The sequence below is a fragment of the Lentzea guizhouensis genome, from assembly GCF_001701025.1.
GTDB classification, from domain to species: Bacteria; Actinomycetota; Actinomycetes; order Mycobacteriales; family Pseudonocardiaceae; genus Lentzea; species Lentzea guizhouensis.
In genome coordinates this window covers 247,846-261,059 of record NZ_CP016793.1, presented here as the reverse complement: position 1 = coordinate 261,059, position 13,214 = coordinate 247,846, and the positions used below count along the sequence as shown (strand labels likewise).

General features: G+C 69.3%; 11 protein-coding genes. 1 reads left to right on the top strand and 10 read right to left on the bottom strand.

Features of this window, described 5'->3' with window-relative positions; genetic code table 11:
* Positions 1 to 52 precede the first annotated feature (52 nt).
* The 5 genes from BBK82_RS01230 to BBK82_RS01210 all read right to left on the bottom strand — a co-directional run bounded on the left by BBK82_RS01230 (position 53) and on the right by BBK82_RS01210 (position 6,240).
* Positions 53 to 1,171, bottom strand: a complete 1,119-nt coding sequence (locus BBK82_RS01230; protein ID WP_065913324.1) for a hypothetical protein — start codon at positions 1,169 to 1,171, stop codon at positions 53 to 55.
* A complete protein-coding gene (locus BBK82_RS01225) occupies positions 1,165 to 2,109 on the bottom strand; it encodes a helix-turn-helix domain-containing protein (protein WP_065913323.1) in 945 nt (314 codons plus the stop codon). The genes BBK82_RS01230 and BBK82_RS01225 overlap by 7 nt, the downstream gene beginning before the upstream one ends.
* Positions 2,110 to 2,335: 226 nt before the next feature.
* Positions 2,336 to 3,076 carry a hypothetical protein gene (locus BBK82_RS01220; RefSeq protein ID WP_065913322.1) on the bottom strand — a complete coding sequence of 247 codons (741 nt, stop codon included), beginning with the start codon at positions 3,074 to 3,076 and terminating at the stop codon, positions 2,336 to 2,338.
* Complete coding sequence (locus BBK82_RS01215) at positions 3,076 to 5,061, bottom strand: GmrSD restriction endonuclease domain-containing protein (protein WP_065913321.1); 1,986 nt, start codon at positions 5,059 to 5,061, stop codon at positions 3,076 to 3,078. The genes BBK82_RS01220 and BBK82_RS01215 overlap by 1 nt, the downstream gene beginning before the upstream one ends.
* A gap of 546 nt (positions 5,062 to 5,607) precedes the next feature.
* The gene (locus BBK82_RS01210) at positions 5,608 to 6,240 is read right to left on the bottom strand and encodes a hypothetical protein (RefSeq protein WP_065913320.1); all 633 of its coding nucleotides are present in this window, start codon (positions 6,238 to 6,240) and stop codon (positions 5,608 to 5,610) included.
* Positions 6,241 to 6,288: 48 nt separating this feature from the next.
* On the opposite strand from BBK82_RS01210, the gene BBK82_RS01205 reads away from it, so the two are divergent.
* Positions 6,289 to 6,744: a PDDEXK family nuclease gene (locus tag BBK82_RS01205; RefSeq protein ID WP_065920737.1), complete on the top strand. Its 456-nt coding sequence runs from the start codon at positions 6,289 to 6,291 to the stop codon at positions 6,742 to 6,744.
* Between the two features lie 128 nt (positions 6,745 to 6,872).
* Here BBK82_RS01205 and BBK82_RS01200 read toward each other — a convergent pair whose 3' ends face one another.
* Genes BBK82_RS01200 through BBK82_RS01180 form a run of 5 tightly spaced genes read right to left on the bottom strand, consistent with a single transcriptional unit; the run spans position 6,873 to position 13,032 of the window.
* Complete coding sequence (locus tag BBK82_RS01200; RefSeq protein ID WP_065913319.1) at positions 6,873 to 8,750, bottom strand: ATP-binding protein; 1,878 nt, start codon at positions 8,748 to 8,750, stop codon at positions 6,873 to 6,875.
* Positions 8,695 to 9,486 (bottom strand): AAA family ATPase, encoded by a 792-nt coding sequence (locus BBK82_RS01195; RefSeq protein WP_065913318.1) that lies wholly within the window; start codon positions 9,484 to 9,486, stop codon positions 8,695 to 8,697. Before BBK82_RS01195 ends, BBK82_RS01200 begins: the two co-directional genes overlap by 56 nt.
* Positions 9,483 to 10,322: a metallophosphoesterase family protein gene (locus BBK82_RS01190; RefSeq protein WP_065913317.1), complete on the bottom strand. Its 840-nt coding sequence runs from the start codon at positions 10,320 to 10,322 to the stop codon at positions 9,483 to 9,485. The genes BBK82_RS01195 and BBK82_RS01190 overlap by 4 nt, the downstream gene beginning before the upstream one ends.
* Positions 10,319 to 10,723, bottom strand: a complete 405-nt coding sequence (locus BBK82_RS49595) for a hypothetical protein (protein ID WP_154696980.1) — start codon at positions 10,721 to 10,723, stop codon at positions 10,319 to 10,321. The genes BBK82_RS01190 and BBK82_RS49595 overlap by 4 nt, the downstream gene beginning before the upstream one ends.
* Entirely contained in the window at positions 10,708 to 13,032 is a 2,325-nt protein-coding gene (locus BBK82_RS01180) for an AAA family ATPase (RefSeq protein ID WP_170067856.1), read from the bottom strand. The genes BBK82_RS49595 and BBK82_RS01180 overlap by 16 nt, the downstream gene beginning before the upstream one ends.
* Positions 13,033 to 13,214: the final 182 nt, after the last annotated feature.

The following is a 13,214-nucleotide window of genomic DNA, read 5'->3' as shown; positions in this document are numbered from 1 at the left end:
CCGACTCGGCGCACTCGTCACGCTAAGTGTCGGCGATGCAGGGCGATCTGTTTCACATATCGCTCGTTTGGCCTAGTACAACCGATGTTCCACTCCAGCCGGTAACCGGAAGGTGACGCGGATCGGGATCGTCTGCCAGGGGAGACCGCGGATTCTCCTCAGCGAGCTTCTGGTTCGTGACGGAACTCCACCAGGCACTGACGGTTCCGCATCCGATACCGCCGAACAACAGCACACCGAAGAGGTAACCCCAGCTGTCGGTGAAGATGCGGTAGACCGCGAAGAGGGCCATCGCAGTGGTGAGCGCGCTCATCACCAGCAGCCAATGGTGGCCGCTTTGCGCTTTCTGCGTGTTCCGCTGAGCCGGGTCGCCTTTCAGGTTCCACATCGGCTTGGCCGTGGTCCACCGGTTGCTGTCCAGTGCCGGCCGCGGATCGGGCTTGGCGCGGCGGTCCGCCCGTTCGGTGACCAGGCGGTGGAGCCCTTCGGCGTCGTCGACCGGCAGCAACCACTCCTGACCACCACCGATGACCCGCAGCACCGGACCGGGCGCGATGGTGAGCTCACTGGTGTTGCCGAACCGCCACACCGCCGGCGTGTGCACGGCACCCACCTCGACGTGCGTGATCCGGTCGAACCTGATGGCAACGCGGTTGACCGTCGCCGCCGCGTGCACCGGCGCGGGCAGCTTGTCGAGCAGCAGCCGCCGCGACTGCACCCGCAGCCGCCCACCACCGCGCAACCGCACCGGCACCTCGACCGGCGAACGCCGCACGTCCGCGGTGACCGGCCACGACACGACCCGCGCCGCCAGCCACGCCAACGTCCACGCCACCAACGGCGCCGCGAGCGAGGCCGCCGTGCTCACCAGCTCGTTGAACCCGGCCGTGATCAGCCCGCCGACCGCGATGAACCCGGACGGCACCAACGCGATCCGCGGCCACACCGTCGTCGTCCGCCACAGCACCAAGAACAGCAGCAGCGCCAGCGGAATCGGCCAGAACCCGTCGTACTCGGTGAGCCGCTCGGTCAGCTCGGCGCGCACGTCGAACGGCGTGTCCCGCCACCGCCGCAACGTGTAGACCGACAGCAGCTGACAACCGACCGGCACACCCGCACAACTCGCGACGAGCAACGGCACGGCCACCAGGTACCGCAGGAACGTCAGCATTGCTTCCCCCAGAACGACATCAATGCACCAGGGTAAGGCGTGCCCTGCGCACCGGTCCTCGTTCTCCACCACCCGGCAACGCCGTCAGCACCAACCCGAACACGAGCCCGTTGAGGTCCTCCAACCCCAACGTCAGCTCGCGCGCCACCTGGAGCGGCGTGCGTCGTGCCGTTCTCCCGCAACGCCCGGAACAACGCCCGGAACACCTTGGTGAGCAGCTTCGACGTCTCCCGCCGCATCCCGACCGCCGTGGTCGGCGCGGTCACCACACCGCGCGCACGTTCGTCGAACATCTCCTTGTCCACGTGCCAATGCCGGTGGTGCGTGCCTTCCAGTTGCGTCATCGGCATCAGGAACTCCGCCGCGAACTCCTCCGGCTCCTCGTGCCCCAGCAACGTCCCCAACTCCACAGCCGCGTCGAACCGCGCCCGCTCCGCCGTGGTCGCCGGGTCGAGGAACACGAACGGCGTCCCGTTGTGCCAGCACGAGAACGCACCGACCCCCGCACAGTCCACCGAGAACACCCGCACACCGTGGTACTCCAGCAACTGCACCATGTTCGGCGCGGGCCCGGTGCTCATCCGCCACTGCCCGCGCACCTCGGCAGGCCCGGTCCGCGGCCGCGGCAGGTCCGGCTGCGGCAGCACGAACATCCGCTCCAGCCACCCGCTGAACTCAATCGCCAACTGCGCCACGCACACCGCTTCCGGGCGCGGCGTGCTGATCGCCTGCGGCTGGGCGGGCTCAGGCGCGCTCAGGAAGGTGACGGGAAACCCGAGCGCCGCCGCGAGCACCTCCTGCGTGGCCTGCTGGGGCCGGCGCTGCCCGCGCTCGTACTCGGTGATCGCACCCGCCGTGACACCGGCCTTGCGCGCGAGCTCGGCCGCGGTGAGACCGCGCCGGGTGCGGGCGAGGGTGAGTCGCGACGGGGTGAACATGATCCGGCCATTGTCGCCTCTGGCTCATCATGGTGCCACGTGGGGGTCGCGGGTCGGGTGCTTCGTGTATTCAACGGGCTCACCGCTCCCTGGGCGCTATAGCACTCCAGTCACCTAAATGGACAGCGAAGGTAAGCAGGCGGTGGTTGGGGCTGCGGCTACTGCGCAATGTGCTGGCGCTGTGCAGAGATTGCTATTGGCGCTGTTGAAGCTGCGAGGTCGCAGGTCAGGTGTCGCGCCACACCGGGACCATGTACCGACGCCGAGCGTCCGGCGCCGGGCTGCGGATGAACGTCTCGCCGTCAAAGTAGACGACGTCGATGCCCAGCCGGTGCAGGAAGGCCATTCCTTCCTGATCAGGCGACTGGGGGAATAGGCCGGTCAGTCTGGTTACCGGCTTCGGACTGTGGGGCGCATAGTCAAGAAGTTGCGCTACGGCCTCGCGCAGCTTCTCATGGCTGGCGAGGCTCTTGGCCTCGATCACTTCGACCCCCTCAACGTCGTCGCGGTACAGGTCCGCACGTCGCCCACTGGAGGTGACGAAGCTCTGTAGTCGGTGGGAATCACAGAAATTCTGATACTCCAGCACAAGTGCGCTCTCCACGCGGTGGGCGGTAGAAACGCTGGTCGCGGTGGTCCTTGTGAACTTGTTCTTGTGCACTCCCTCTACAGGGATGACCCTTGATCGTCGTTCGAGCGTCTCCGCGATCGTTGCTTCGAGCATCGCTTCGGCGACGCTCGTGCTGATGTTGAACGCACGGAGAACCCGTGGGACGCACTCAGATCGCACGAGGCGTTGGCCGGTCAGCGGGTCCTTCGGTGAGAAGCCTTCCAAGGACAAGAGCTCTTGTTTGGGGCGTTCGATGTGGCGTTCGCTCTGGAACTGAACCAAGTCTGCGATGGTGGTGTCGAAGTGTCTTTGCGCTGTTCGATTGCCGTAGGACGGCGCGAGCAGGATCTTCGGCATCAGTCGACGCTCGTCACTGGGAAGATGACGTGCTCGCCGTTCCAGGCCGCCGTGGCGCGCTCCACATAGGCGCGCATTGGCTGAGCGTCGTCCTTCTCACGATCAAGCACTTTCCACCACTCTGATGCCGTTCCAGTTACCAGGAACGGCCCTATCGGGATCTCGATAGCCTCGTCGTCGACGCGGACGGGGACGCTTTCTCCCGATACCATGAGATCTCCATCGACGCCGGCAGCTGCGGCCGCGAGGACATCGTTCAACTCGACGACTGACACTGTGCCCGACCAGTCGAACTCGCCGCTCGCGGTGGCGACGATGACGCTCTCGCCTGTTGGGTTTTCGTAGAGCACGAACTCCAGAACAGAGCCGGCAATCGGGTCGACGGGTTGATCAGCCGACACCAGCCAATCAGGCTTGAAGCGGTTGAGAAGGCTGGTCATCGCCTCGGCGAGAAGTGTCCGTCGTGCGGTTAGGAACGAGCGGTACTCGTTCGCATCACGCAACGACTTGTCCAACGGAATCAGGTGAGCCGCCAGTTCGCCATCGCCCAAGGTCGGGAAGTAGACGAGAGGGGAACGGTGACTGATCTTGCGGTTCGCACGGCCGGAGATGAACGCCAAGTTGGCCAAATCGTTGATCTCGGCTTTGCTGTAGCGGGCGATGTGGTTCTTGAGCGTCGCCTGCGGGTGGATGTGGTGATACTCCAGTCCTTTGCTCCCCTCCGCCGCAGGGGAGATACCGATGGCACCCCACCAGTCCTTGGCACCTGCCTCCTTGGCGACGAGGAAACTCAGGAAGAAGAAGGGACTGCCGACTGTTCTGCCGACGAGGTCCTGCGGCGTCACTGTGAGCCCCGCGCCTGTGACGCCGAGGTTGCTGAGCAGCTGGCGGACAGGATCTGCCGTTCGTGCTGCTGGGATGTCCTGGCCCAAGCGCGTGTCGGTCGAGCCGCTGTACCGGTTGCGGATCGTGGCGAGCAGGAACCAGTACAGGATGCCGTCGGCACTCGTATGGTCCAGCTGCTCATCCTCTCGTTCGCCGAGCAGGACGATGAGCGGGAGAAGCACGATCATCGACGGCAGCAGCTTGCTGTGCGTTGCACCGAGGTTGTTCTGCAACAACGGGATGAGGTGACGGAGGCCCCGCTGAACGGTCGCCCAGCCCTTTTCCAGCTGTTCATCGCTTGCGGCGACAAGGCGGGCATGGGACCACGCTGACAGGCCGCGACCGAGAACCGCCCCGGTAAGCGCCCTGGTGAGGAACGTTACGTCTACGTCCTTGTAGCCACGGCTTGTCCAGTGTGTTGCCTCTTCCTCGAGCTTCTCCAGCACGCCTGGCCAGCGCGCGGACAAGGTCGCCAACGCCAGGTCCGACGTCCTGAGCGGTCGTCCGCCGCTGTTGACCCGGATGAAGATCTGCGTGACCTCGTCGTACGGGAAGTCCCTCAAGACCTCCATGTGGAACTTGTGATTCGGAACAGTTGCCAGGCGCTGGAGTCGCTTGCTGATGTCGTTGGGCGAGAGGTCGGGATTGGCTTCGCGCAGTTCGCCGACGAGTCCGTACAAGTCCACACCAGGCTTCAGGACGTCGTAAACCTTGATCCAGCGGGGATCCTTCTTGGTCGCGGCACTCTGGTTCTGGAACTTCTCCTTCTCGATGTGGAAGACGATCGCGGCTTGCGGATGGTCTGTGAGCACTCGGTGCAGCGACGTCACTCGTTGCTGGCCATCCAGCAGGTACAACGGGATGACGGCAGGTTGCGCTGTCGGCGCGCTGATTGACGCCTCTCTGGTCTGAGGTGCCTCGTCGGTCTGCCAGAACAGCAGCGAGCCGGACGGGTAACCGCGGTACAGGGACTCGATGAGCTTCGCGACCTGCGTCGGCTTCCACACGTATCCGCGTTGAATCTCCGGCAGCTTGATCTCGCCACGCTCGATCTGGTTGACGAGTTCGCTGATCTCACGCTCGGTCTTGTCAACGGGCATGCTGCCGGGCTCCCCACGAGTTGGTGCTTGCCGTTCGTCGATCGACTCATAATCGCGTAGCGGCCTTTACGCGTTAGCGGTTCGGCTCACCCGATTGTGTGTCACTGTGTCAGTGATCATGGTGGGAGGCGGAAGGCCCACGATGATAGGGGCTGCTCAGCGGGCGGAGCTGCTTCTGGTTAACAGGGCGCTCTCGGTGCTGCCCTGCGGCGCGACGATCGCGATTTGCCTGATGGGCAACAGAAGGCGAATGCTCGCGATGATGACACAGCTGGACGCCAAGCACGAAAAGGCGCTCGCGACAGGTGGGGCAAAGCACGTCGGACGGCACGACGGCGCGGCTTGCTGCTGGCCGTCCCGGTCGGCGGCTCGGTGGTTACCGACGTTGGGCTACCGAAAGCGCCGAATGCGTTACCGTCGCCAACGGCCGACCGGCTGCGGCGGCTCCAGCATCTGTAGACGCTGCGCAGACACTAGGCCCGCATGGTGGAACAGCGAGACACCAGATGCTTGTAAACGACTTGGACAGCTCCGCGAGCTCGGCTGTCACTTCCTCAACGCGACCGGGACGTCGACCTCCTCCGGACCGTCCACATTCGGCGCCTTGAGCTGCTCGAACTCCATCGGCGGCAGCGGGATCCGGTGCGCCCAGCGGTCGATCACCTGGTTCTGCGGCGTCGGCTCCGGCTGGGACACCTCACGCAAGACCACGAGCCTGTCCTCCAGCTGCAACGGGTAGGTGACCAGGAACCACAGCTTCAAGCCCTCGTTTCGGGCGTTCTCGAACAGCGCGAACTGGTCGTGGTCGTTGTCGCGCATCATGGCCGCGATCGCCGGGCCCTTCGCGTAGTCGCTGCGCAGCGGTGCGTCGGGTGATCCGGTGCCGCGGTTGCCCTGGAGGGTGCCGAGCAGGATCGGCCGGGCCGGGTGCCTGATCAGGCCCGCGTTCCACTGGTCGAGACGTTCCCAGCCCTCGGCGGCCAAGAGCTGCCGGAGGGTGCCGACGCGGTGGATCCAGTCGAGCAGGCCGGGTGCGTTCGTCGGGCCGAACGGGGGCGAGGCGGCTCGGGCGTCGATGCCGGCGATGATCGCGCGGTCCAGGACGGAGAGGCGCAGGCCCAGCTCGGCGAGGCGGTCGTCGGGGGTGGGGGTGAGTTTGCGGAAGGCGGCGTTGGTCATGGGGTGACGGTAGCGACGGGGTCTGACAATTCCGGGAAACTGCACTTCATGTACCAGTACGTCGATGCGGGGCCGGCTCCGGCGGCCAGCTCGGACGCGGCCTCGCGGGTCATGCGCCGCACGCGGCGGTCCGGCACCGCGCCTGAGCTCGCGGTTCGGCGGGCGTTGCACCGGCGGGGGCTCAGGTACCTCGTGGACGTCGCGGCGCCGGGGACGAGTCGCCGGCGGCGGGTTGACGTGCTGTTGCGGGGCGCGCGGACCGCGTTGTTCGTGGACGGGTGCTTCTGGCACTCGTGCCCGGAGCACGGGCAGGTGCCCAAGGCCAACCGCGAGTGGTGGCAGGTGAAGCTGCACGGTGTGGTGGTGCGGGATCGCGACACGGACGTGCAGCTCGCGGGGGCCGGGTGGCTCGTGGTCTGGATGTGGGAGCACGAAGACCCAGGAGAGGTGGCGGATCGGGTTGTTGCGCTCGTCGCGACGCGCGGTGGTCGGCGAGCGCGTTGAGCGTGCTTGCGCAGGGGTCCCCTTCGCTGCTGGGTCCCCCACGTCCCACCGTACTCAGGGGGACTGACAAAGAACGGCCTGCTGACCAACCCCGACACGGGCCGGTCAGCAGGCCGAACGAGCAGGGGTCAGGCCGCCACCGGCGTCAGCTGGTGCAGCGCGTCCCGGTCGCCCAGCCGTTCCCGCGCCCACTCCACCACCGCCGTCTCCTGCGCGAACAGCACGATCTGCCGGTCCTCCGACAGCCGCAGCAGCAGGTCGAGCACGGCACGGGTGCGCACGTCGTCGGCCTGCACGGTCACGTCGTCCAGCAGAAGAGGGCACGACTCGGTGGCCAGGTGCTGGGCCAGGGCCACGCGCAGCAGGAGGTAGACCTGTTCTGCTGTGCCCAGGGACAGGCGCGAGGCCTGGTGCCAGGACTCCGAGGCGGTGCAGACGCGGACGGTCAGCGACTCGGAGTCCACGGCGGCGTCGACGTAGCGGCCGTCGGTGACGGTGGGGAGCCAGGCGCGCAGGGTTTCCTCCAGGGCCGGGGCGATGGTGCTGTGGACCTTCTCGCGGGCTGCGGTCAGGTAGTGGGAGGCGAGGGCGATGGCCTGGACCTCGGCGGTGATCTCGGAGACGGTGGCCGCGGCGGTCTGGACGGCTTCCTCGGCCTCCGGGACGCTCGGGAGAGTTCTGGCCAGTTCGGTGACCGTGGCGGCGAGGGTGTCCGCCGAGGCGGCCAGGGCCGGGTCGACCGGGTCGCAGGCGGCGTAGCGGGCGGCGGACTCGAGGAGCGTGGCGTGCAGGGACTGGGCGGCGGAGAGGGAGGTCTCCATGTCGTCCAAGGTGCTCTCGGCGAGGAGGGCGTTCAGCTCGGCCCAGGCGTTGCGTTCTTCCTCCGCCTCGCGCAGGAGGCGGTCCCAGCCGCGTTGCCAGTCGGCGATGGCGCGCAGGAGCTCTTCCGGGCGTTCGCCGGTGCCGCCGATCGCGGTGACCGCGGCGCGCAGCAGGGACAGCGCTTCGGCACGGGCGGTGGTGGCGTCGGCGACGGTGGCCTCGGCGATGCGGCGGTCTTCCAGGGCGGTGGCCAGGAGGGGGCGTTGGGCGGCCATGACCGCCTGGCGGGCGCGGACCTTGCAGTCCGTCTCGTAGTCGACCAGGAGGGCGGGGACGGACATCGCGGAGTCGATCTTGCCTCGCGCCGCCAGCTCGACGCGGACGGCCTCCTCGGTGCGGGCCACCTCGGTGAGCAGGTCGGCGTGCTCGGCTTCCCAGGTGGCGCGGTTGGCCAGGCGCCACAACGTCTCGCGGTCGGCGGGGATGCCCAGTGCCGCACACCGGGCGGCGGCCTCGTCGTGCACGCGCACGGCTTCCACGGCCACGGCGCGCTGGCCCTCGGCCTCGGCGAGGTTGCGGTCGGCGGTGAACAGGGCGGCGCGGGCCTCGGACGCCGAAGCCGCGCGGGAGGCGGCGAAGGCGACTGCTGCTTCACGGGCTGGTGCCGCGCCACGAGAGAGGGTTCCGCCCACGCCCGCAACTAGTGCGGCGACCAGAACACCGGCGCCGGCCAGGTGCTGACCGATCAGGAGCAGCAGCAGGCCGACCAGCAGGGTCAGGCAGCTCAACGCGACCAGGGCCCTGCGCAGGAACGGGTTCGGCACCGAGATCTCCTGCACGTGCGCGGCCGCCACGTCGGCCTCGACCTGCGCGCGGGCGGCGTTGGTGGCGGCGCTGTCCTGCCGGTGACGGGCGGCGTCCACCTCGAGCGAGGCGGTCGTAGCCGGGCGCGCCGCCGGGTCCAACCGCGTGGCAAGGCCGCAGCTGCTCGGGGTGGCGGTGGTGGCGACGGGACGGCGTTCGTCGTGAGCCGCGCAGACGGCGGCGGCGACCTCGTAGGCGCCCGCGACCACGCGCAGCTCGTCGTCCCGCGGTCTCGCCGACGGGTGCTCCGGCAGCGATTCGAGCTCACCTTCCAACGCGGCGGACGGGCCGGTCAGCACGCGGGTCGGCGGGCACGCCACGCGGCCATCGCCCGGTTGACCGCGGCCGTGAGCTCCTCCTGGCGGCCAGGCCCGACGGCGGTAAGTCGCCGAACCGTTCCTGCAGCTCGCGGACACGGGCGATGCGCGCGGCCAGCGCCTCCAGCTCGGCGCCGTGTTCCTGCACGGCCAGCCGGGCACGGGCCGCGGACGCCTGCCGGGCCCGCACGCTCAGCTCCACGTAACGGGTGTGCTCGCGACGGGCCACCGTGAGGTCGGTCTCGGCTTCACGCAAGCGGTTGCGGGCCTTCTGCAACGCCTCGTCCGGCGCGACCAGCCGTTCCAGCGCCTGTTCCACGGTGCCGTCCGTGCCCGCGGTCGCGGCCGCCCGGCGCAGGTGCTCCCGCAGGCCGTCGGCCGTGTCCAGCACCGACAGCAGCTCCGCCTGGTCGACGCACGCGGTGGCACCGAACGACGTGCGGTCCAGACCGACCCGGTGCGCGACGTCGAGCGAGCCGTCGTCGGCGTCCAGGTCGCGGTCCACGGTCAGCGTCTCGCCGGAGTCCAGCGACACCGTCGCCGCCACCCGCCACGACTCCCCGTCCCACGGCCGGTGCCGCGCGGCCGGTTCACCGCACAGGGCCGCGCGGATCGCCGCGTGCCAGGACGACTTCGCGGACTCGTTCACGCCCGACACCACGGTCAGACCCGGTGCGAGCGGCAACGTGCGGTCGTGCAACGGCCCGAAGGCGTGCGCGGTGACCGACTCGATCCTCATCGTTCCTCCAACGCGCGCAAGCCGGTCGTCAGCACACGGCTGCGCAAAGCCGTGTCCAGAGCGGGATCCGCCAGCACGTCGCGCACGAACTGACCGCGCACGGTGCGTTCGGCGGCCACGGAGTCGAAGTCCAGCAACGGGAACGCCTCGGTCGCCTCCACGACCAGCCCGCGCGACCGCGACGCCGACACGTCGAACACCTCGCGCGACACCGTGCCGTCGTCGTGCACGGTGCAGATCACCGCGCCGCGCTCACCGGTCTCATCGGGCGTCAACGGGTCCGGGTTGCCGGGGAACGTGTGGTGCGGGGCGTGGTCCGGCGTGTGCACGTGCCCGAGGAACACGTGGTCCAGCCCGGTGATCGGCACGTCGTCCGGCGCGGAACCGTGGCACAGCGCCAGGTTCACGCCCGACCGGTTCACCGCGAACCCCTCCAGGAAGTTCCGCGTCGGGCCGGGACCCACGTGCGCGGCGCCCCACAGCGTCAGGCCGTCGGCCAGCACCACCGGCGTGAAGGAGTCGGAGGCGAACACGTGCACGTTCGGCGTCCAGTCCACCTGCTGGTAGACCGACTCGACGCCGTACCAGTCGTCGTTGCCGGGGGCCAGGAACACGGGCACCCCGCAGTCGAACGTGTCGCGCAGGAACCGGGCCGTGCCCGGCGAGCAGCGGTCGTGCTCGTACAGGTCGCCGGCGCACAGCACCGCGTCGACCGACTCCGCCTCGGCCAGCTCGACGATGTGGCCCAGCGTGTCGCGCAACGCCTGGCGCCGCGCCGGGCCGGCGGTCGCGAAGCGCGTGTCCAGGTGCAGGTCCGCGAACAGCAGCAGTTTCACCGGATGCCTTCCGGGAGGTCGATGGTGCCGGACAGGGCCAGGGTGGAGTGCAACGCGGCGGCGACGTCCCGCGTGTCGGCGTGCCAGCCGCGCAGCTCCTCCACCGTCGGCGTCAGCTCGTAGCCGTGGTGGCGGATCGCGCGGCTCAGCGCGTGCCACAGCTGCGACGCGTCGTACGCCACGTCAGCGTCCACATGGGACGGAAGGCTGAGCAGCAGCGCCTGCACGGGCTGGTCGGAGTCCTCCGCGCCGCACGCCCGTGCGACGGCCCGTTCCACCGCCGTGCGCAGCAGCTCCGCGCAGCAGCGGATCCGCACGCTGTCGAGCTGGGCCGGGTTCGCGAGCAGGTTCGCCACGCACCGCAGCCGGTCGGAGACGTCGGCGTTCACCGCTGCAGCCACCCCGCGAACAGCTTGGTGTCCCTGATCAGCACGTCCAGGTCGCCGGTGGTGCCTCCCACCCGGCAGGCCTGCAGCAAGTCCACGACCCATGATCCGACCACGTCCTCCAGGTGCGGCAACAGCTTCGCCGTCTCCGCCACGTCGTCCAGCACGGCCAGCGTGATCTTCTGCCGGGTGGTCAGCGCGCACTCCAGCACGCGTTCCACGTCGGCGTGCGGCATCCCGCGCCCCAGCCGCTCGCGCCGGAACCTGGCGTGCGCCGCGGCCTCCAGCGCGGCCCGGCAGCACGACGCCACCAGCTCCGCCTTCAACGCCTCGGGCAGGTCCTCGTCCACCCGCATCGCCCGCGCGTCGGCCAGGCACCTGCCCACGGCGTCGTCGGACATCCGCACGCGCACCACGGACTCCCCGGCGCGGCAGACCTCCCACACGGTCGCGCTCAGCCGCAACCGCCGCAGCGCCTCGACCAGCCGTTCGTCGTGCGTGAATACCACGACCTGGCGGGTCAGCCCGACGTCGGCGAGCACCTGCGCCAGACCGTCCACCTTGGACGGGTCCATCGCCTGCACCGGGTCGTCGATCAGCACGAACCGGAACGGGCTCTCGTCGACCATCGCGCGCGGCAGGAACAACGCGAGCCCCAGCGAGTGCAGCTCGCCCTGGCTCATCACCGCGAGCGCCGAGTTCGACACGCCGTCGACCGACACGTCCAGCTCGACGTTGCGGGAGCCACCGAGCCGCACCGCGCCCAGGTCGACGTTGCTCTGCTGGCGCAGCCGCTGCCAGATCCGCTGCGACTCCTTGGCGAACGGCGCGATGCGCTCGGACCGCAACGTCGCCGCGGTCTTGCGGATCCAGTTCTCGGCCTCGGTCACGTCCGCCAGCACGTCGGCGTCCTCCACCGCCTGCTGCGCCTGGGAATGCCACTCGAACAACGCGATCGCCATCGGCCGCCACACCAGGTCGCGCCGGTCGATCTGCTCACGCGCCACGGACTTCAGCTGCTCCACGGCCGCGGCCAGCTCGGCGTGGCGGTCGAAGAGCTCCGCCCGCAGCCGCACCGGGTCGTCGACCGCGGCGCACTCCTCCCACGCCTGCCAGGCCTGCAGCACCGCGGTCGTGTCGAGCACGCCCTGCGTCTCGCGCAGCACCTCCGGCACCGGCTGGCACAACGCCCGCGCCGCCACCACGGCCACGTCCAGCCGGTCGGCGGCCTCGTGCAGCTCGGCCGCGGCCTTCGCGAGGTGCTCCGCGCGGTCCTTGGCCTTGCCGAGCCACTTCCCGTCCAGCCGCCCCAGGTCGCACACCGGGCACACCTGGTTGCCTCCGGACTCGTGCAGCTGGATCGCGAGCCGCAGGATCTCGCTGCACCGCAACGAGTCCTGCGCGTTGTCGGTCGCCACCGCGGTCACCGCGCCCAGCGCGAGGTCGAGCGTCTCGCGGACCCGGTCGACCTCGTCGTCCGGCGGCAGCGGCAGGTCGACGAGCTGGTGCAGCAGGGTCGTCCCGCCGCCGACGTCCGCGCCCAGCGCCAGGTCGGCGATCGCGTCGAGGTCGGGTGTGTCGGAACCGAGCAGCTCGGCGGCACGGCGGGCGCGTTCGTCCGGGGACGCCGCCAGCTCCGCGCGCACGCGTTCACGTCTGTCGTAGGGCCGGGCGACGATCTCCGCGAGCCGTTTGCGGTGCTCGGCAAGCGCTTGCTGCGCCTCGGTGATGGCTTCCAGCCCCAGGAGCCGGTGCATCGCCTCGTAGAGGTCCTCCGGCTGGGCGTCGAGCACGGTCCCCAGTTCGCTGTAGGGCAGGAACGGCCGGAAGGTCTCCAACGCGTCGTGCCACTTGCTGCCGTCGAACGGCTTGTTGTCCTGCGTCCACTCGCCCTGCGCCAGGTCCTCGTCCGGCGCCCAGCGTCTTCGGATCGTCGTCTTCTCGCTGCGCCCGGCTTGGACCAGCTCCAAGCCCACGGCCGTGTCACCGTTGTGCAGGTTGCGCCAGCCCTGCCGCCACACGTCGTGCCGTGCGCGCGTCCAGCGGGCGTTGTAGCCGGTCAGCGCCAGTTCGGCGGCCTCGGCGAAGCTCGACTTGCCGGAGCCGTTGCGCCCGGTGACGACGGTCAGGCCGGGGCCGGGCGCCAGCGGCAGGCGCGCCTCGGGACCGATGCCGCGGAAGCCGCGCACCTGGATCTCCGACACGTAGATGCCCTGGCCGGGCCCGTTGGCCCGTTCCCGCGGCACCTCGTGCGTGACCGGCACGCCGTCGAGCGCACGGGCCAGCGCGGCTTCTCCCCGGCACGCCGCGAGCACCAGTTCCACCGCACGTGGGGTGAGATCGTCTTTGACCAGTCGCCCGGCCATCAGTTCGAGTAACCCGGCTTCACCCGCCACGGTCACATTTCCTCCAGCTGCCACCACTCGATAGGGCGGCAACCTAGGCAGCAAATGAGACCTACTGGCGAGTACTCACACGATCGAGTGGTGTTACATAGGGTGACTAG

What these genes read in the sequence shown, in the direction of transcription:
- BBK82_RS01230 (WP_065913324.1), bottom strand. Translation starts at nt 1,171, where the DNA reads ATGCTGACGTTCCTGCGGTACCTGGTGGCCGTGCCGTTGCTCGTCGCG.
- BBK82_RS01225 (WP_065913323.1), bottom strand. Translation starts at nt 2,109, where the DNA reads ATGTTCACCCCGTCGCGACTCACCCTCGCCCGCACCCGGCGCGGTCTC.
- BBK82_RS01220 (WP_065913322.1), bottom strand. Translation starts at nt 3,076, where the DNA reads ATGCCGAAGATCCTGCTCGCGCCGTCCTACGGCAATCGAACAGCGCAA.
- BBK82_RS01215 (WP_065913321.1), bottom strand. Translation starts at nt 5,061, where the DNA reads ATGCCCGTTGACAAGACCGAGCGTGAGATCAGCGAACTCGTCAACCAG.
- BBK82_RS01210 (WP_065913320.1), bottom strand. Translation starts at nt 6,240, where the DNA reads ATGACCAACGCCGCCTTCCGCAAACTCACCCCCACCCCCGACGACCGC.
- BBK82_RS01205 (WP_065920737.1), top strand. Translation starts at nt 6,289, where the DNA reads ATGTACCAGTACGTCGATGCGGGGCCGGCTCCGGCGGCCAGCTCGGAC.
- BBK82_RS01195 (WP_065913318.1), bottom strand. Translation starts at nt 9,486, where the DNA reads ATGAGGATCGAGTCGGTCACCGCGCACGCCTTCGGGCCGTTGCACGAC.